The following is a 19,826-nucleotide window of genomic DNA, read 5'->3' on the forward strand; positions in this document are numbered from 1 at the left end:
TCTGGTAAAAATAGCCGTATTCGACCCGCTACACCGCGATATTGTCGATCAGGCGCACATCGCCCAGCCATGCGGCCACCAGCAGCCGCGCCGGCTCATTGGCTGCGGGCAACAGGCGCAGACCTTCAACACTGGCCAATTCCAGATATTCCACATCATGAAACCCTGCTGCAAGGAAGGCAGCGCGTGCGCTGGTCAAAGCGTCGCTTGCCAGCGCCCCACCGCGAAGCTGTGTCGCCGCCTGCTGCAAGATGTGATGCATCTGGGGGGCGATCTGCCGCTCTTGTGCCGTCAGGCGGACATTGCGTGACGACATCGCCAAACCATCCTCTTCGCGGATCGTTGGGCAACCGATAATCTTGACCGGAATATTCAGATCATCGACCAGCCGGCGCACGACTTGCAACTGCTGCCAATCTTTTTCACCGAAAAAGGCGCGCCCGGCCTGCGTCATGCCAAACAGTTTCGACACAACCGTAGCGACCCCGTCAAAATGGCCTGGACGATGCGCTCCCTCCATCGGTTCGGACACGCCAGTAATGGACACGGTCGTGGCAAAGCCCGTCGGATAGACCTCTTCTACACCCGGCGCGAACAACACATCCACCCCGGCCTGATCCAACAGCGCAACATCTTTCGCCTCATTCCGGGGGTATTTCGTCAAATCATCGGGGTTGTTGAACTGCATTGGGTTTACGAAAATCGTTACAATCACCCGGTCAGATTGCGCCCGCGCCTGTGCAACCAATGACATATGCCCTTCGTGCAGGGCGCCCATTGTGGGTACGACCCCCACCAACATACCCGAACGTTTCCAGCCTGCGACTTTCTCACGCAGCTCGGCGGAGTTCCGAATAACCTGCGTCATTTCTTAACGACCTCATCCGCGAAAGCATGTTCTGGCGCCGGGAAAGCGCGCGCGCGCACCTGTGCCGCATAATCGGCCACTGCCGCGGCTGCATCCGCCCCCAAATTGCCAAAGCGCTTGACGAATTTCGGTTTGAAATCCGTGAACAGGCCCAGCATGTCATCGACCACCAAAACCTGACCATCACAGCCGACACCCGCGCCAATGCCCACGGTCGGGATAGGCAGCGCCTGCGTGATCTGATCGGCCAAACCGCCCGGCACCTTTTCCAACACTACGGAAAACGCCCCAGCCTTTGCCACAGCCTGTGCATCGGCCAGCAGCTGCGCTCCAGCCTCGCCACGGCCCTGAACCTTGTAGCCGCCAAACAGGTTCACCGATTGCGGTGTCAGGCCAATATGCGCCATCACCGGAATGCCGCGCTGCACCAAAAACGCGATGGTTTCGGCCATGTGCACGCCCCCCTCCAACTTCACCGCCGCAGCGCCGGTTTCCGACATCAATCGGGCCGCATTGCGATAGGCCTGCTGGGGGCTTTCTTCATAGCTGCCAAACGGCATATCGATCACGAAACACGCATGCGACAGCCCGCGCGCCACGGCCTGACCGTGCATGATCATCATTTCCAGGGTCACGCCCAAAGTGGAGGGCAGCCCATGCAACACCATTCCCACGGAATCACCAACAAGCACCAGGTCGCAATCGGCATCGACCAGCTTCGCAATCGGGGTGGTATAGGCGGTCAGGCAGACGATTGGATCGCCACCTTTCATCGCTACGATATCGGTTGGCATCCGTTGCCGCACCTGTCCGGTTGCACTCATGGTGGATCTCCCCTGCCGCGTCCCAACCCTGTGTGGAACGGTCAGATCCTTACCTGCCTGACAGGGTGAATGCAAAAGAAACCCTGCTGCACCGCGGCACATTTCCAACAGTTTCAGCGCATCACCGCAGATTAACCTACTGGTCACAATGGAAAAAGGCGCAGGATCACCCCGCGCCTTCTGCTTTGGTATTACCCGCGATGACCTCTGGCCGATGGCCACGGCAATCGGGTGTTAGTTGCTGTAAATCCCGTTGGAATTCACATAGGTCGGCTGCATCGTTTCCAAACCGCCTGCCGTGGAATACAGCTGTCCCGATGCCTGCGCATTGGCCGCAGCTACGGCGCGTTCATGGCTCTCGGCTTCGACTTGCGCATAATCTTCGATCTGACCGGATTCCCACGCACGCTGATCGGCATCAATCGCCGCGACATCCGACGCCGGCACGACATAACCGGAATGCAATTCAACCATCGGACCTTCCATCGCAAGGCTTTCCGCCTCTGACCGGACCTTCACAACCGTGCCCGTGTCGGTTTCATCATACATATCCATGATGTCTTGGTTGAAGAAGCGGATACAGCCGGCCGAGGTCGCCTTACCAATCGAAGACGGGTCCATCGTGCCGTGCAAACGGTAGTAGGTGTCACGGTTGCCCTTATACAAATACAGCGCACGCGCACCCAACGGGTTGTCTAGACCTCCGGGCAGGCCATCACGCAGCGGGCCATACAGGTCCGGGTCCGTGCGGATCATATTCGCGGTAGGCGTCCATGATGGGAATACCTCTTTGCGGCGGATCACTGCGGTGCCAGCAAAGCCTTTACCCTCTTTGCCGACGGCAATCCCCATACGCATGGCACGGCCCGGGGCCTTTACATGATAGGCGACGCGGGCATAGGGGTCGATCACAATCGTGCCCACCGCTTCGGGACCATCGTAATTTACCCAGCGACGGCGGTTGCGCTCATTCAGGTAACGCGGGCTGACAGCAGGAACCACAACAGTGGGATCCAGCTCATCTTGGCGGGCCTGGTATTCCGGCGGCACCGATGCGGAGGAAATACGGGCGGTCGGCGCACCCGGTTCAGCAGCACATCCTGCCAAAGCCGCAAGCGCAAGCAGCATCAGCGCCGGACGACGCAAATTAGAAAATGAAAAGGGCACAGCAGCAAATCCTTTCGGAATCTTATCGTCTTTATCCGCATCACGCCGGGGCAGATCGGCATTTGCAGAAGATCGGGCCTATCAGCCCGAACCCCTACCTGTTCGTCAAGCCCCTGCCCCCTGTTAAGGTTCCCTTAAATCACAAATTATTACCGCAAGGTCATTTTCAGGTCATCAAACCGTATGAAAAGGCCCCGCGCGGCACATGTCGCACGGGGCCCTTTAAAGATATGCGCTGAAAGATCAGCCGCCGGTTTTATTGCCCATAGCGCCGATATTCATGAACAACGTCTCGCCGGAGCTGTCATCAACACCATCATTATCGGTGACGATAAACCCGTTGCCCGACGCATCAATGGCAAAGCCTTCGACCTTATCGACAACATAACCGCCGGTGGCCTTCAGATCGGGCAACAGGTCTCTGACTTCTTGTTTGCGAACGACCGGAAGATCACCGCCCAAAGGCGCAGGCGTCAGATCTGACAGCGCAACCTGGAAGATCTTTTTGACCTTGGCGCGCTGTGCCAATTGGTTGTCGCGTTCCAGAACATAGGCGACGCCATCGTGGATCGTGATCTCGGACAGGCCCATCCAGCCCTCGCCTTTGGCCTCTAGCGGGTAATGTACCGCGCCCCACTCACCGCTATCCGTGTCATAGGATACCAGTTTCACCAAACCTGCCGGGTCATCGCCCCATTCGCGCTGGGTGGCCATCCACAACGTGGTGCCGTCCATTGCGATACCTTCAAAGCCAAAGCGGGTTTCGACATGGGCCAATTCGGCGGGCAAGCCGATTTGGTCTTCGATCTCACCATCGGCATTCACATGGATCAGCCCATGCGGGATCATCCGGTCGCTGCGCCCTTCGGATGCCAGCCAGAACCCGCCCTGCCCGTCCAGCGTGATACCCTCCAGATCCAAAAGCTGCGCTGGGGGACCATTGCGGGTAATGTCGATCGCACCGGTGATTTTCGCCGGCGTCGTGGTTGCATCGATGGTAAAGATCCGCGGTTGCGCCGAATAGAAACTATCGGCAACAGCGTAAAGCATCCCCGGCTGTGTCGCATCGGCAACCAGCCCCGACAGCGCGCCCCAGCCGATCAATGGCTGAGTGCCTGCAGAGGTGATCATGGGATAGGAGGCGGCCGCCTCACTGCGCTCAAAAATCATGACATGTGCTTCGGCATTTCCATCGCCGCGGGCGTCAGTTTCATTGGCCGACACCAGCAGATTGCGCGATGGCAAGGCCACATAGCCCTCTGGTCCGATGCCCGATGGCAAAAGCTGCAAGAATGCCGGGTTGGCCGGGTCGGTCACATCATAAACCGCGACGATCGAGCCGCGCTCGGATCCGATGAACAGCAACGGCTGACCGTCGAACAGACCGAATTCCACAGATTCAGGCTCTGCGCCCTTTTTTCCTGCGCGTTTGTCGGGATAATGGCCCGCGCTGGCCACCAGATGTTCAAAGCTGTTGCCCGCGTCATAGACCACGGTGCCATCTTTATTGAAAATTGTGAACCCACGAGAGCCACCTTTCCAATCACCCTCATTGGCGGTGGCGAAATGGTCTTCATCAATCCATTTTACGGCATCAGGTTCGCGGGGCACGTCTTGAAGCGACCCGTCAAAGGACAGCTTTCCGTCTTTCTTCGTGTCAATCCCGTCCAGATCCACCGTCCCGGCCGAAAAATGCGTTGCAACGCTGCCATCCGCCGCGATGATTGCGATATGGTTGTTCTCTTGCATGGTGACGACGATTTCACCGGCGGCATTCACATCGACAAATTCCGGCTCTGGATCAGTGGCACCAATGGTGGGCACGCCGGTCAGGTCAATTTTTTGCAATCCTGCGCAATTTAGCACGCCATCGCTCACCGGCACTTTGACAACAAACCCACCGGGCATTTGTGGCAAACCGCCATCACCCAAATCTTCGTCGCGCTCGTTTTCAATCGCCACCGTAACGAAAGAACCATCCTTGGCCACGGCAACAGAATCGGGCTGGCCACCCAGATCACAGGTCGTGACCTCGCTGCGCGATGCGATGTCGATGACATGCAGCGCACCGGAGGGCTGTGTATAGCTTTCGGATGTATTCACGCCCACGAAAGCGGTTTGGCCAATGATGGCAACGGAGGTCGGTTCGCCCGACATTTCCATCACGCCAAGCGGTTTGGGTGCGGCGGGGTCTGCGATATCAATCATGCCAATGACGCCAAGCGGGCTGTCGGTATAAACCAATGTCTGGCCATCCGCAGTAGCCGCGATGATTTCCGCAGAGGTTTCTTCCGCCGTGTTGTCAGCATTAGAGGGCACCGCGAACGCGGCCACCCGGTTGAAATTCATATCCGCAAAGGCTGGCAGCGCGGTGGTCAGGGCCAGCACAGCCCCAATTGATAATTTCAGCATATCTCACGTCCCCATCTGTGGTCGATGTTTTGGTTGACGCGATCCATCCCGCTGATTGGTAACGCCTGTGCTACAGCCAGGTGACACTTTGATGACCCAAAGTCAGAACATATGATATTTCTGCCCAAACCAAATCGGGCGCATGAGGGCATCGAACCCCCAAGCGCCCGGACCACAGGCCATGCGGCCTGCGTTCGCCGCCCTAAGGACCGACCGATTAGCTGATGATGTTATGGGCCGGACCATAGGGGAAGCCGGTGATGTTTTCACCCTCCTCTTCACCGATGACGACGATATCATGTTCACGGTAGCCACCAGCGCCGGGCTGCCCCTGTGGAATCGTCAGCATCGGCTCCATCGACACAACCATGCCCGGCTCTAGCACTGTGTCAATATCCTCACGCAGCTCCAACCCAGCTTCGCGCCCATAGTAATGCGACAACACCCCAAAGCTGTGCCCATAACCAAAACTACGATATTGCAGTAGGTCACGTTCGGCAAAAAGCGCATTGATTTGGGCCGTGATCTGATCACAGCGCGCACCGGGTTTCAGCAACGAGAGCCCCAGCTCATGCGCATCGACATTGGCCTGCCAGACCTGCAGCGCACGCGCGTCAGGTTCCCCCAGGAACAGCGTCCGTTCCAACGCAGTATAATAGCCAGAGATCATTGGAAAACAGTTCAGCGACAAAATATCGCCGTTTACCAGCACCCGCCCCGTCACAGGATTATGCGCACCATCTGTGTTCAGACCGGATTGGAACCACACCCATGTATCCCGATATTCGGCATCCGGGAAACGGCGTGCAATCTCAAGCTCCATCGCATCACGCCCGGCCATTGTCACATCGATTTCGCGCGCCCCAACGCGGATTGCATCGCGAATGGCTGCACCGCCAATATCGGCCACCTGCGCGCCGTGACGGATCAGATCAATTTCGGCGGCAGATTTGACCATACGCTGCGACATAGTGCCGGCGGAAATATCCATCCCACGCGCAGGCTTCAGAAATATGCCAAATTTTTCGGCCATGACCATCGTCAAATGATCGGCTTCACAGCCAATTGCCTTACCCTCGCCGATCACATGGGCTGCGGCACGCCAAAAATTATCGCGCTGCCAATCGGTATATGTCAGCGCCTGCCCATAGCTGCGCCGCCACGGCTGGCCTGCATCAATCCCCGCCGATACCACCACAGCCGTATCGCGCGTAACCACCAACCCATAGGGCCGACCGAACGCGCAATATAAAAAGCCGCTGTAATACGCCACATTGTGCATTGAGGTCAGCAAACACGCATCAAGGGAATGCAATTCCATCAGGTCGCGCAGCCCCTCCAGCCGGAGCTCATATTCCTGCGGCGAAAAAGGCAAAGCCGCTTTGTCACCGTTTTCAAAGCTGTAAAAATCTGGTCGCGTCATCACTGTCTCCATGCTGGGGCCGTGCAGACCCCGAAAGGTCCCGGCGTGCAGGACGACAAGGCCACCGCGTGACGACGCCATCGCCACGACCCATATGCGGAATTTGGCGCAAAGCCTGACCTGGTGCAATCGGATTTGAAACCCAGTGCGGCAAAAGTCACCAAACAGCAGCGAAGGGGGCGTCCCCGCCCCCTGCCTGATTACGTTTAGTCGCTTACATAGTCTTCCAGCGGCGGGCAGGTGCAAATTAGATTGCGATCCCCAAACACGTTATCGACCCGGCCAACGGGGGGCCAATATTTGTCCTCGCGGAACGAACCGGGCGGAAAGCACCCTTCCTCACGGGTATAGGCGCGGTCCCATTGTGTCACCAGATCCTTATAGGTGTGGGGGGCATGACGCAGCGGGCTGTCCTGCGCGGTGATATCGCCATTTTCAACGGCGCGAACTTCTTCACGGATTGCCAGCATCGCGGTGATGAACCGGTCCAGCTCGGCCTTGGTTTCCGATTCCGTAGGCTCAATCATCAATGTGCCCGCCACAGGGAAGGACATGGTCGGCGCGTGGAACCCATTGTCCACCAGACGCTTTGCCAGATCATCCACGCTCACGCCGACATCTGCGAAACCGCGCGTATCCACGATACATTCATGTGCCACACGGCCACGATTGCCCATGAATAGGATCGGGTAAGCACCTTTCAACCGCGCTGCCATGTAATTTGCATTCAAGATCGCAACACGCGTGGCCTGTGTCAGACCTTCCCCGCCCATCATCAGACAGTAGGCCCAAGAAATCAGCAAAATCGACGCAGACCCATAGGGCGCAGCCGAAACGGCACCATCCGACCCCTCGTCCGGGTGGCCGGGCAAATAGGGGGCCAAATGTGCGCCAACACCAATCGGGCCCATGCCCGGACCGCCGCCGCCATGGGGGATCGCGAAAGTCTTATGCAGGTTCAGATGGCTGACATCTGAACCGATTTTCCCCGGTTTGACCAAACCGACCAGCGCGTTCATATTCGCACCGTCCATATAGACCTGGCCGCCATGGTCATGCGTGATATCGCAAATCTGCTTTACCGTTTCTTCAAATACACCATGGGTAGAAGGATAGGTGATCATGCAGGCGGCAAGGTTATCGCCGGCCGCCTCTGCCTTGGCCTGAAAATCCTCTAGATCGACATCGCCATTGGGTGCGGATTTCACCACCACGACCTTCATCCCTGCCATCTGCGCCGAGGCAGGGTTGGTCCCATGCGCCGACACCGGGATCAGACAGATATTACGATGCCCCTCGCCACGACCACGGTGATAGGCGGCAATGGTCAACAAACCCGCATACTCACCCTGCGCGCCAGAGTTGGGCTGCATCGAAAACGCATCATACCCCGTGATTTCACACAGCTTATCGGTCAGATCTGCAATCGCCTCGTGATAGCCTTCGGCCTGATTGCGCGGCGCAAACGGGTGCAGCGCGCCAAATTCAGGCCAGGTGATCGGCATCATTTCCGCGGCTGCGTTCAGCTTCATCGTGCATGACCCAAGCGGGATCATCGCCCGGTCCAGCGCCAAATCACGGTCCGACAAGCGGCGCATGTAGCGCATCATCTCTGATTCCGCGCGGTTCATATGGAAGACCGGATGGGTCAGATAGTCGGACTGGCGCACCAGATCATCGCCAAAGCCACGTTCCACCTGTTCGGGCGCAGGCGCCGTAATTCCAAATGCATCCAGCAAGCGCACCAGCACATCGTCATCAGTCAGCTCATCGACCGAAATGCCAACCCGATCCGTGCCCACACGGCGCAGGTTGATCCCACGGTGACGCGCCGCAGCCATAATGCCTTGCTGTCCAACACCCACACGCACGGTCAACGTGTCGAAAAAGGCGCCGGGTTGAACATCCGCCCCTGCCGCCAAAAGCGCATCACGCAGGCGCACGGCCTGCCAATGCACCGTTTCTGCGATGGCGCGCAGGCCAACCGGGCCGTGAAACACCGCGTAGAACGAGGCCATAACCGCCAGCAAAGCCTGCGCTGTGCAGACGTTCGATGTCGCCTTTTCACGGCGAATATGCTGCTCACGGGTTTGCAATGACAGCCGATAGGCCTTGTCCCCATGGCTATCGACAGACACACCGACGATCCGGCCAGGCATGGACCGTTTCAACCCATCCGCACAGGCCATAAACGCGGCATGCGGACCACCATAGCCCATTGGCACGCCAAACCGCTGCGCCGAGCCAACCGCAATATCGGCGCCCATCGCGCCCGGCTCTTTCAACACGCATAGCGCCAGAAGGTCGGTCGCCATTACCGCGATGGCCTTGGCCGCATGCAGCGCCTCGCATTGGGCGGTAAAGTCGCGCACATCGCCATAGGTGCCGGGATATTGAAAAATCGCCCCGAACACATTTTCCGCCACCAGCGTCGAAGGATCAGCAACGATCACCTCAAGGCCCAGTGGCTCTGCCCGGGTCTTGATGACAGAGATGGTTTGCGGGTGACAGTTCTCATCAACAAAGAAAGCCCGCGCCTTGGATTTTGCACCACGCTGCGCCATCGCCATAGCTTCGGCGGCGGCCGTGGCCTCATCCAGCAACGATGCGTTGGCGACAGGCAGGCCGGTCAGGTCTGACACCATCGTCTGGAAATTCAGCAAAGCTTCCAGACGGCCCTGCGCGATCTCTGGCTGATAGGGGGTATAAGCCGTATACCATGCCGGATTTTCTAAAATATTGCGCTGAATGGCCGGCGGGGTGACCGTGCCATAATAGCCCTGCCCGATCAGCGAGGTCATCACCCGGTTTTTGCCCGCAACACCGCGCATCTTTTCCAATAGGCGATATTCCGACAGCGGCTCCCATGACAGTGGCGTTTCCTGTCGGATTGCCTTTGGCACGGTCTCATCAATCAGCGCATCTAGCGACGGTGCGCCGACCGCCTTTAGCATCTCTTCCATCTCACTGGGGGACGGGCCGATATGGCGACGATGGGCGAAATCATAGGTCTTATAGGCAGAGGGCGTGAAGGGCATCGCAATCGGGCTTTCAGCACATAAACGGCAAAGAGGAGGAGAAGGGGCATCGAACAGCGCCCCGGCATGGGGCGCTGCGATCATTTGCGGCAGATCACATCAGCCGATGAAGTCCTTATAGGCGTCTTCATCCATCAACGTCTCAAGCTGCTCCATATCGTCGAGCTTCATCTTGAAGAACCAGCCTGCCTCCATCGGGTCGTCATTGACCAGGGCCGGATTGTCGACCAGCCCGTCATTGATCTCGACAATTTCCCCATCACAGGGGGCAAGGATATCCGACGCGGCCTTGACGGATTCGATCACGCTGATCTCATCGCCTTTGGCAACTTTGGTTTCAGGTTCGGGCAATTCGACAAACACCACATCGCCAAGCTGTTCAGATGCGTGTTCTGTGATTCCGACGACAACCAGATCGTCTTCCACACGCAGCCATTCGTGCTCTTCGGTAAATTTGATGCTCATGACGGTCCTCAACGTTTGTAAGAGTGGGGATGGAAAGGCAGGGCGGCGACGCTACAGGGCAATCGCTTTCCCCGAACCTCACCGAATAACATGGTGCCAACGGCGGTGTCAGCAGGCAGATAGGCCATTGCCATGGGCGCATTGATCGATGGCCCAAACCCGCCAGAAGTGACGGTGCCAATCGGCGCTCCGCCTTCGGCCTCGGCATAAAGCATCACGCCTTCGCGCATCGGGGCGCGGGTTTCGGGCCGCAGCCCCATCCGCATACGGGCAGGACCATTGTCCAGCTCGGCCAAGATACGATCCGCACCGGGGAACCCACCTTCACGGGCGCCACCTGTGCGGCGCGGCTTTTGGATCGCCCAGGCCAGACCGGCCTCAACCGGGGAGGTCTGCGTATCGATGTCATGGCCATACAGACACAAGCCTGCCTCCAGCCGCAAACTGTCGCGCGCCCCCAAGCCGATCATTTCGACTTCGGGTTCATTCAGCAACGCCCGCACGAACCCTTCGGCATGTGCATCTGGGACCGAAATTTCATAACCATCTTCACCGGTATAGCCAGAGCGCGACACCCAAAGCGTCACACCCGACCATGTGAATTCGGCCACATCCATAAACCGCATCTGCGCCACATCAGGCACATGGCGCGACAGCGCAGCCACTGCCGATGGGCCTTGCAAGGCAATCAAAGCGCGATCTTCGATCACAGTCACCTGGGGCAGATGTGCACGCAGATGGTCGATATCGGCCTGGGCGCAGCCCGCATTAACGACCAAGAACAGATGATCGGATTTACGGGCAATCATCAGATCGTCCAAAATCCCACCCGCATCATTGGTGAAAAACCCATAGCGCTGACGGCCCTGTGCCAAGCCGGCGATGGACACCGGGATAAGCGCTTCAAGCGCTTCGATGGCCGATAGCGGTACGATCACCTGTCCCATATGCGACACATCGAACAATCCGGCCTTCTGGCGACAATGTTGATGTTCTTTCAGCACGCCTAGCGGATATTGCACAGGCATTTCCCAACCGGCGAAGGGCACCAGACGCGCCCCCAATTCGACATGCAGATCGAACAGACCTGTGCGACGCAGTTCAGCCATACGGCCTCCCTTTTATGATGCTGCCGGAGTGTCCGGCATCGAAAATTAGGGCCGCGAATGCGACCTGCTCGATGCCCCCTCTGTCCATACCCATTGCGATTGCTAGGGCGCCTGAGATCGTTATCCCTTCGGCGGACCGCTTATCACGGCCTCTCTCCAGAGTTCTTATCAGCGCGGTCCCTTGCGCCTGAGAGTTTACCGGGGCGGTTGCTCCTTCGGCACCGGGCGGACCCGGATTCTCCCGCTGCTGACAGATATTTCCTAGCCCGGCGTGCCGCCATGAGACAAGCGGAAAATCCGTATTCGACCTATCACGGACCAAATCCGACACCGCCATGCTATTTATGCCGCCGATTACGCCATCTTGCAGGTGCATCACGTCGCCAGAGCGGCCAAGATCGTGCATGCGCCGTCGCCCCAGCGCGCAAAAAAAAATCAACGCACGATGCGCGCCCCCTCTTGCCGAAATCGTTTCAGCACGCTAGCCAAGGGGCGGTCGCGGGCATGGCGGAATGGTAGACGCAAGGGACTTAAACTCCCTCGAACTTAGTTCGTGCGGGTTCGACTCCCGCTGCCCGCACCACTCCCCGCATCATTCCAAAGTATGAACGCAAAACCACCGCACAGAATTGCGCTGGCTTGGCATGGCGCCACATAATAACGCCGGAATTATCTGGGGGGAAATCACGCCGTGGCGTCCGCCAAAGCTTTCCACCGCCGCGGGCCAAATTGCAACGCAAGCGATTGTAGCGGCGCGGACTACCCGGGTATTAGCAAAAAAGGGCGGCCCCGAAGGCGCCGCCCAATCTGTTAGCCATTCATCCGAATGCGTGCGTTCGTTGGATCATGCGGGCTGTCCTCGGTCACGACAGCATCCCATTCTTGCAGCTGGATTTTGACCTTTAATCTGGTGCCCGGCGCCGCCAAATCAGGGCGCACATAGCCCATACCGATGGATTTTCCGAAGGCGACCGACCAACCACCCGAGGTCAAACGGCCAATTTTTGCACCGTCATGGAACAGTGCCTCACGGCCCCAGGGATCGGCATCTTGCGGCCCGTCGATCAATAGCGTGACGCATTTGGATCGAATGCCCGTCTTCAGCATCGCGGCCTTGCCGGTGAACTCTTTTTCAAGATCCACGAACCGGTCCAGCCCCGCCTCCAGTGGCGTTGCATCCCGGCCCAGCTCATTGCCAAACGCGCGGTAAGATTTTTCCTGTCGAAGCCAGTTTTGCGCCCGCGCACCGACCAGTTTCATGCCATGCGGTTCGCCTGCTTTTACAAGCGCGTTCCACAGATAGCGCGAGAATTCGATTGGGAAGTGCAATTCCCATCCCAGCTCCCCGGTATAGGCCACACGCACCGCACGCACGGGGCACATGCCCAATTCGATATTGCGCATCGACAGCCACGGAAAACGTTTGTTCGACAAAACCGTTGCCGCATCGGCATCCACGACCAGCGCATTCAGAATGTCGCGTGCTTTTGGACCCGCCAGCGCAAAGACACCCCATTGCGTGGTGATGTCATGAATGTCGATATACTCACCACCACCCGCCCGGAAATCTTCGGCAGACTTTTTCAGGTAATCGGCGTCATAATCGGTCCACGCCCCGGCGGAGATCAGATAATATTCATCCTCCGCCAAGCGCACGATGGTATATTCGGTCCGGGTCGTGCCCGCCTGAGTCAACGCATAGGTCAGGTTGATACGGCCAATCTTGGGCAATTTATTACAGGTAAACATGTCCAAAAATGCGGTGGCGCCGGGGCCGCGCACCAGATGTTTGGTAAAGGCCGATGCGTCGATCAGGCCAGCGGTTTCGCGGATCGCTTCCGCCTCCGCTTTGGCATAGGGCCACCACCCGCCCCGGCGGAACGATCGGGTATCGTGATCGAATGTCGCATCCGCATCCAGCGGGCCGTAATAATTCGGACGTTCCCAGCCATTCACCTGCCCCATCTGGGCACCTGCGGCAATCTGCGCATCGTAATTGGGCGTGGTGCGCAAAGGCCGGGCTGCGCCGCGTTCCTCATCCGGGTGATGCAGCACATAGACATGCTCATAGCATTCTTCGTTCTTCTGTGCGGCCCATTCATTCGTGATCCATTGCCCATAGCGTTTGGGATCGAGCGACGCCATGTCGATCTCGGCCTCGCCCTCGACCATCAGCTGTGCAAGGTAATATCCGGTGCCGCCCGCCGCTGTGATGCCAAAGCTAAACCCCTCAGCAAGCCACATATTGCGCAGTCCGGGTGCAGGACCGACCAGCGGATTCCCATCAGGCGTGTAACAGATCGGGCCGTTAAAATCATCCTTCAGCCCGGCGGTTTCCGTTGTCGGGATCCGGTGGATCATCGACATATATTCCTCTTCGATCCGTTCCAGATCCAGCGGGAACAAATCCGCACGGAACGTATCCGGCACGCCAAAACGGAAACAGGACGGCGCGTTGCGCTCATATGGGCCAAGGATCCAGCCGCCACGTTCTTCGCGGACATACCATTTCGCATCAGCGTCGCGCAGCACAGGATGTTCCGCCCCGCCTTCAGCGCGGTATTTCACCAATGCCGGGTCGGGTTCAGTGACAATGAACTGATGTTCCACCGGGATCGCCGGGATTTTAATGCCCAGCAATTGCGCCGTGCGCTGAGAATGGTTGCCGGTGGCAGTCACAACATGTTCGGCGTGAATATCGATCATCTCACCAGAGCCGACCAAATTGCCGCCTTTATCGATCATCTTCTCCAGCGTCACAATCCATTCGGACCCGGTCCAATGATAGGCGTTCACCTGTAGCTTGCGCACGATGTCCACACCACGCTGGCGCGCCCCTTTGGCCATTGCCTGGGTCACATCTGCGGGGTTGATATATCCATCTTGTGGATGGAATAGTGCGCCTTTCAAATCTTCGGTGCGCAACAGCGGCCAACGATCTGCAATTTGCACCGGTGTCAAAAATTCATGATAGACATCGGCCGTTTCCGCCACCGATGAATACAGCATATATTCATCCATCCGCTCTTGCGTTTGGGCCATGCGCAAATTGCCACAGATAGAAAAACCGGCGTTCAGCCCCGTTTCCGCTTCCAGCGTTTTGTAGAAATCGACAGAGTATTTATGAATATGCGTTGTCGCATAGGACATGTTGAACAAGGGCAACAGACCCGCCGCATGCCAAGTTGACCCTGCTGTCAGCTCGTCACGCTCCACCAACATTACATCGGCCCAACCGGCCTTGGCCAGATGATAGGCAATTGAACAACCGACGGCACCGCCACCGACCACCAAAGCTTTGACATGGGTTTTCATCGGTGCGCGACTCCTTGGACCGTGTTTCGCCCAATCTGCGTCACAAGCAGGTAAACGCGTTGCCATCTTGGCGACATTTAGCAGCCAAAAACGACATTCCTTTCAATTGACAGATAGAATGGACTGCTGCGCTGCGGCGTTTACCATTTAGTTAGGAAATAGGTGCTGGAACCGCAGAATCAGCGTAGCTTAAGCTTATCGTAACACTCTGGCGTGTTACCGTTTCTCAGTTATATGGTGTTTCATGTTACTCCAAAATATTCTTCCCGCCCTGCCCACCGCAGCGACCTCCTCTAACGCGTCTTCTGCACAAGAGAACACCGCAGCACAGGCGGCAACCGCCGCACCGGTTGAGGCACAGCAGGTTGATCAAGTCGTTGCAGCCCCGGCCGCCACAGATGCCGACAACAACACCAACAGCCGCACACAACTGCCCGCAGGCGGCGTGACCACCGCGGAAAACAGCGTTACGGCCCAGGTCAGCGCCGATACAAGCGCGGCACAAGCCCGCCAATCCTATGGCCAGTCCCAAGGCGGTGAAGACCTGGCGCGCGCCCGGGCCGAAGCCCAAACAGGGGCCGCCCGTTTTGCCCAGATGATGGACGCCATGAGCACCGCACCACAGACACGCGCTCTGGGGCTTGAACCGGCGGAAGATACTGAAACCTCAAATGTGACACAAAAGCAGGTCGATGACGCCTATAGCGCCTTGGCCCCCAGCGCAGCCGATGACAGCCAGACCGGCGGATTTCAGGTCTATGACCAAGAGGGCCTTGTAAGCTCTTCGCTTCACATGAGCGTCTAACACGTTACAACGACTTCTGTTTTGGTTCCAAGTGGTCTTCTGAACTTTAGTTGATCGACGGAAATGAAACCTTTCCCGGTGGCTGCGCATTGAGCAGCCATACAGGGAAGACGACAACGAACGTCTTCCGGAAAAATTGGGAGAGATACAGATGAAAAAGCTTCTTGCAACCACCGCACTTGGTCTTCTTGTTGCTATGCCCGTGACCGCTCAGACAGCGTCGACGGACACCTCCGTTCAGGCAGATGCCACCACGAAAATGGCGACATCTTCTGACACGTTCTATGAAGGTGTGTCCGGCGCGGTGATGGCATCCGACTTTATTGGCAAACGCGTTTATGCCGCCGAAACCGGCGCGGATGACACGACCGAATACACCGAAGCGGATGCGAATTGGGACGATATTGGTGAAATCTCTGATGTCATCATTTCGACCGATGGCGATGTGGAAGCCGTGTTGGTCGACGTGGGCGGTTTCTTGGGCATCGGTGAGAAAACCGTTGCTGTAAACCTGTCCTCGCTGGACATGGTATCGGATGGTGATGACGCCGATGACTATTTCATCGTTATGACTGGCAACCGCCAAGCCCTTGAAGATGCACCAGCGTTCAACCCTGATTGGGACGAAATGAAAGCAGGCATGGGCGAAGCTGTTGACACAGCACAGACCAAAGCCGCCGCTGCAGGGGCAGCCGTGGGTGCGGCAGCAGACAATGCGGGTGACAAGATTGCCTCGGCCACAGACAAGGCGGCTGACTGGACCAAAGAACAGGCCGCCGATGCAGAAGCTGCGATGGATAACGCCGGCGACGACGTTGCCGCGACGGCTGATGATATGACCACTGATATGATGTCGGCTGATTGGTCGGATATGACCGCCGAAGAGCTGACAGGTGAAACCATCTATGGTGCCAATGACGAGAAAGTCGGGACTGTGGATGAGGTGGTTGTAGACGACCAGATGAAAGTGACCGATGTGATCGTTGATGTAGGCGGTTTCCTGGGTCTTGGTGCCAAACAAGTTGCCTTGACGCCAGATCAGCTGGAGCTGATGCAAAGCGACACTGGTATCACAGTCCATGTTTCGGCCACAGAAGATGAGCTGAAAGCAATGCCTGAATACAAAAGCTAAGGCCACTACCGCCGAAAGCTTCGATACCAAAAATTTGGCCCGGAACGCTTTGCGCGTTTCGGGCTATTTTACGTCTAAACCAAGTTATGAAGCGGGATAGGTGATCTGTGATGCCCAAACGGTACGTGCTTCTTTCCCGCGCAAATTGCGAAGCCGCAGCACCTTTTGCGTTGTCATTACAGCCCCGCAGCGACTGATCAGATCGGCAGCATAGGGGGCTTGGGGCGCACGATCCAACACCAGAATATCACGGCCACATTCTGTGGTGTGTTGCTGATCTGATCGGTGCAGAAGCACCTGCCCGACCAGCCACGGATCACCTGACAGCGCCGCGCCCGCAGCCTGTGCGGCCACCTGCTGCGCAAAGCCTGGCGCATCGTTATTTTGCCGCGCAGGCAGATACACCAATGTCACATACAGGCCCACCGTTACCGTCAAGGCCACCACAGCCGCCGCACCGCCAATCCTTTTGACCATCACGCACGCTGCCCCCGCGTACAGCCAAACCCCTGCCCCCATCGCAATTGGCACCGAGAGCGGCAGCAGCCAACGCGGACTGATCCGACTGGCCCCGGCCACCACGGCCCCAAACAGCAACAGCGCAAGCCCGACCACACCCGCAAGGCCCAGAAATCTGGCCGTCCAGTCAATGGCCGCGCTGCGGGGGGCGGGCGGTTTGGGCTTTGGCAGCCAATTCAGGATCGCCACCACAATCGCCAATAGAAGAAGCGCACCGATCACCCCTTCACCCAAGGCCAAAATCGGCGCGAATGGCCCCTCTGTCCCGCCACGATAGAATTTTGAGCCAGACGCCAAGGCCCGGTCTTGATGGGCCATGATCCACAGATAGGATGGGGCGACACAGATCGCCGCGACGCCAATCGCCGCCGCACAACGCAATCTGCGCAACGGTATGAATCCCGCAGCCGATGGCCGTGCCACCATCAACGCCCCTACCAGCCCGAGCAAAAGCAAAAAGATGTTGGCTTTCGACAGTCCCGCCGCGCCCAGCGCCAGACCCAACCAAAGATAATCGCGCCACGCGCCCCGGCGCAAAACCCCGGCCAACGCCCAAATGACAATCATTACGGCCGCGATCACCGCAACCGAATGCGTCAGGCTGCGCTGTGCTTCCCATAACACATCAGGCAAAAACACCGGCGCCACCCCACCACAAATGGCCGCATTCGTGCTGCCCGTTAAACGGCGCAGCCCTGCAATGCCAAAAGCGAAACCGGCAAATAGCAGCGCAAATTTCAGCCCCGCAATACTGCCTACACAGACGCCGAAAATGTAAAACACGCCATATTGCAGCCAATTATACAACGGGAATTGCGCGCCATAGCCCCATGCCAAATGCTGCGCATTCAGCACCATTTCGGCCTCGTCCAGTTCCAACCCTGGACCGGCCATCAGCCGGATTGTAAAACTGATGGCAAAATAGAAAGCGAGCGCAAGAAGAACTCTGCGCTCGCTTGATGTCGATTGAAGCATGTTCAAACCATTGAGGGAACGACCAGATCCGGTGGGCGATGCCCGTCAGCAAAGGTCTTGACGTTGATAATGACCTTTTCGCCCATTTCCGAACGCCCTTCAATCGTCGCCGAGCCCATATGCGGCAAAAGAACGACATTGGGCAATTCGCGCAGGCGTGGGTTGATTTCGTGGCGGCCTTCAAACACATCCAGCCCCGCACCCGAAATTTCGCCCGCCCGCAGCATCCGGGTCAACGCGTTTTCATCAATCACTTCACCCCGAGATGTATTGACGATCACCGCCTCGGGTTTCATCAGCTTCAGCCGTCGCGCATTCAGCAGGTGAAAGGTCGATGGGGTGTGCGGGCAATTGACCGACACGACATCCATCCGGCTAACCATCTGGTCCAGACTTTCCCAATAGGTCGCTTCCAGCTCGGCTTCGACCTCCGGGCGCAGACGTTTGCGATTGTGGTAATGGATCTGCATGCCAAAGGCGCGCGCACGCCGTGCAACGGCCTGACCAATCCGCCCCATGCCTAGGATGCCCAGACGTTTCCCGCCGATCCGCCCCCCCATATAACCGGTCGGAGACCAGCCCTCCCAGCGGCCGGTCTGCATGGTGGCAAGGCCTTCTGGAATCCGGCGTGTCACCGCCAGAACCAGCGCCATCGTCATATCGGCGGTATCTTCGGTCACGACGCCGGGCGTATTGGACACAAGCACGCCGCGCTGACGCGCAGAGGCCACATCAATATGGTCCACACCGGCACCGTAATTCGCGATCAGCTTTAGCTTCTCACCGGCCTGCGCCAGCATTGGCGCATCAATTTTATCGGTGATACAGGGCACGATCACATCTGAACGCGCCATTGCCGCGACCAGCTCCTCACGGCTCATCGGCTTATCACCCTCGCGAAGTTCGACATCGAACAGCTCTTTCATCCGGGTCTCAACGACCTCAGGCAATCGTCGCGTGACGACAACACTTAAACGTTGGGCAGGCATGGCGAAGCCTCCTCTCTTCCAACTCTTCGTTCTTAGGTGCAAACTGCCTCTCTAAGGGCCGAAACACAAGGCCCGATCGGCAGGAAATGGCAATATTTAGCACTTTTTGCGCAACTTTGTTGCGCTGCGAGCGCAAAACTTTCGGGGCTTAATGATGAGAATTACAGTTTCAGGTCTGCGGCTGGTCGCCCTATCGCTCTCGGTTAGCATGGGGTTTATGGCGATTCCCGGCAAGATGGCAGGGGCACAAACACAGCCTGCTGCACCTGCAGCACAAATAACAGGCCCTAAACGCGGACCGGTGACCAATTTGCCTTTGCCGCGCTTTGTGTCGCTGAAAGGTTCCGAAGGGAACGCACGTCGCGGGCCGTCCCTGTCGCACCGAATCGACTGGGTGTTCAAACACACCGGTATGCCCCTGCGTGTTACAGCCGAATTCGGGCACTGGCGCCGTGTCGAGGACCGCGATGGCGCGGGTGGTTGGGTCCATTATTCTCTGATTTCCGGTGTGCGCACGGTCATCATCGAAAATGATATGACAGAATTAAAATCCCGCCCTGACGCCAGCGCATCGGTTGCAGCCTTGGCAGAAGCCGGCGCAATCCTAAGATTAGGGCAATGCACAATTGATTGGTGTGAGATCAGCGCAGACGGCGCGGATGGCTGGGTTCAAAAAACCGCTATCTGGGGTGTCGGGGCGGATGAACTGCGTGACTGACATGGCACGCTAAGTTAGGACGGAAAACCCGGCGCGACTCAGTCGCCCATCACAACAGGAGGGCCTT

General features: G+C 57.7%; 14 protein-coding genes, 1 tRNA gene and 1 riboswitch. Of the genes, 4 read left to right on the plus strand and 11 right to left on the minus strand.

Features of this window, described 5'->3' with window-relative positions; genetic code table 11:
- Positions 1 to 28 precede the first annotated feature (28 nt).
- The 8 genes from panC to gcvT form a co-directional block, all read right to left on the minus strand.
- Positions 29 to 868 (minus strand): pantoate--beta-alanine ligase, encoded by an 840-nt coding sequence (gene panC / locus BFP70_RS17010; RefSeq protein WP_066012830.1) that lies wholly within the window; start codon positions 866 to 868, stop codon positions 29 to 31.
- The gene (panB, locus tag BFP70_RS17015; protein WP_066012831.1) at positions 865 to 1,692 is read right to left on the minus strand and encodes a 3-methyl-2-oxobutanoate hydroxymethyltransferase; all 828 of its coding nucleotides are present in this window, start codon (positions 1,690 to 1,692) and stop codon (positions 865 to 867) included. Before panB ends, panC begins: the two co-directional genes overlap by 4 nt.
- 234 nt (positions 1,693 to 1,926) lie before the next feature.
- Positions 1,927 to 2,859: a L,D-transpeptidase gene (locus BFP70_RS17020; protein ID WP_255356760.1), complete on the minus strand. Its 933-nt coding sequence runs from the start codon at positions 2,857 to 2,859 to the stop codon at positions 1,927 to 1,929.
- Positions 2,860 to 3,102: 243 nt separating this feature from the next.
- On the minus strand, positions 3,103 to 5,271 hold the full coding sequence (locus BFP70_RS17030) for an esterase-like activity of phytase family protein (RefSeq protein WP_066012834.1): 2,169 nt from the start codon (positions 5,269 to 5,271) through the stop codon (positions 3,103 to 3,105).
- Between the two features lie 217 nt (positions 5,272 to 5,488).
- Positions 5,489 to 6,694 (minus strand): aminopeptidase P family protein, encoded by a 1,206-nt coding sequence (locus tag BFP70_RS17035; protein ID WP_066012835.1) that lies wholly within the window; start codon positions 6,692 to 6,694, stop codon positions 5,489 to 5,491.
- 206 nt (positions 6,695 to 6,900) lie between these two features.
- Complete coding sequence (gcvP, locus tag BFP70_RS17040) at positions 6,901 to 9,732, minus strand: aminomethyl-transferring glycine dehydrogenase (protein ID WP_066012944.1); 2,832 nt, start codon at positions 9,730 to 9,732, stop codon at positions 6,901 to 6,903.
- Positions 9,733 to 9,831: 99 nt separating this feature from the next.
- Complete coding sequence (gene gcvH / locus BFP70_RS17045; protein WP_066012945.1) at positions 9,832 to 10,191, minus strand: glycine cleavage system protein GcvH; 360 nt, start codon at positions 10,189 to 10,191, stop codon at positions 9,832 to 9,834.
- 14 nt (positions 10,192 to 10,205) lie between these two features.
- Positions 10,206 to 11,306 carry a glycine cleavage system aminomethyltransferase GcvT gene (gene gcvT / locus BFP70_RS17050; RefSeq protein ID WP_066012836.1) on the minus strand — a complete coding sequence of 367 codons (1,101 nt, stop codon included), beginning with the start codon at positions 11,304 to 11,306 and terminating at the stop codon, positions 10,206 to 10,208.
- A gap of 165 nt (positions 11,307 to 11,471) precedes the next feature.
- A riboswitch (glycine riboswitch) is annotated at positions 11,472 to 11,560 on the minus strand.
- Between the two features lie 244 nt (positions 11,561 to 11,804).
- Here gcvT and BFP70_RS17055 point away from each other — a divergent pair.
- Positions 11,805 to 11,889 (plus strand) — tRNA-Leu (locus BFP70_RS17055).
- A gap of 227 nt (positions 11,890 to 12,116) precedes the next feature.
- Here BFP70_RS17055 and BFP70_RS17060 read toward each other — a convergent pair.
- Positions 12,117 to 14,621, minus strand: a complete 2,505-nt coding sequence (locus tag BFP70_RS17060) for an FAD-dependent oxidoreductase (protein ID WP_066012837.1) — start codon at positions 14,619 to 14,621, stop codon at positions 12,117 to 12,119.
- A 244-nt stretch (positions 14,622 to 14,865) separates the two neighbouring features.
- Between BFP70_RS17060 and BFP70_RS17065 the strand changes: the two genes are divergently transcribed.
- Both BFP70_RS17065 and BFP70_RS17070 read left to right on the plus strand, forming a co-directional pair.
- A complete protein-coding gene (locus tag BFP70_RS17065) occupies positions 14,866 to 15,426 on the plus strand; it encodes a hypothetical protein (RefSeq protein WP_066012838.1) in 561 nt (186 codons plus the stop codon).
- A 151-nt stretch (positions 15,427 to 15,577) separates the two neighbouring features.
- Positions 15,578 to 16,558: a PRC-barrel domain-containing protein gene (locus BFP70_RS17070; RefSeq protein WP_066012839.1), complete on the plus strand. Its 981-nt coding sequence runs from the start codon at positions 15,578 to 15,580 to the stop codon at positions 16,556 to 16,558.
- Positions 16,559 to 16,642: 84 nt separating this feature from the next.
- On the opposite strand, the gene BFP70_RS17075 is transcribed toward BFP70_RS17070, so the two are convergent.
- Together BFP70_RS17075 and BFP70_RS17080 are read right to left on the minus strand one after the other, a co-directional pair.
- The gene (locus tag BFP70_RS17075; protein ID WP_176715594.1) at positions 16,643 to 17,971 is read right to left on the minus strand and encodes a glycosyltransferase family 39 protein; all 1,329 of its coding nucleotides are present in this window, start codon (positions 17,969 to 17,971) and stop codon (positions 16,643 to 16,645) included.
- A gap of 83 nt (positions 17,972 to 18,054) precedes the next feature.
- Entirely contained in the window at positions 18,055 to 19,041 is a 987-nt protein-coding gene (locus BFP70_RS17080; RefSeq protein WP_066012841.1) for a D-glycerate dehydrogenase, read from the minus strand.
- A gap of 235 nt (positions 19,042 to 19,276) precedes the next feature.
- On the opposite strand from BFP70_RS17080, the gene BFP70_RS17085 reads away from it, so the two are divergent.
- A complete protein-coding gene (locus BFP70_RS17085) occupies positions 19,277 to 19,759 on the plus strand; it encodes an SH3 domain-containing protein (RefSeq protein ID WP_255356766.1) in 483 nt (160 codons plus the stop codon).
- Positions 19,760 to 19,826 lie beyond the last annotated feature (67 nt).

The organism is Thioclava sp. SK-1, assembly GCF_001705665.1.
Lineage (GTDB): Bacteria > Pseudomonadota > Alphaproteobacteria > Rhodobacterales > Rhodobacteraceae > Thioclava.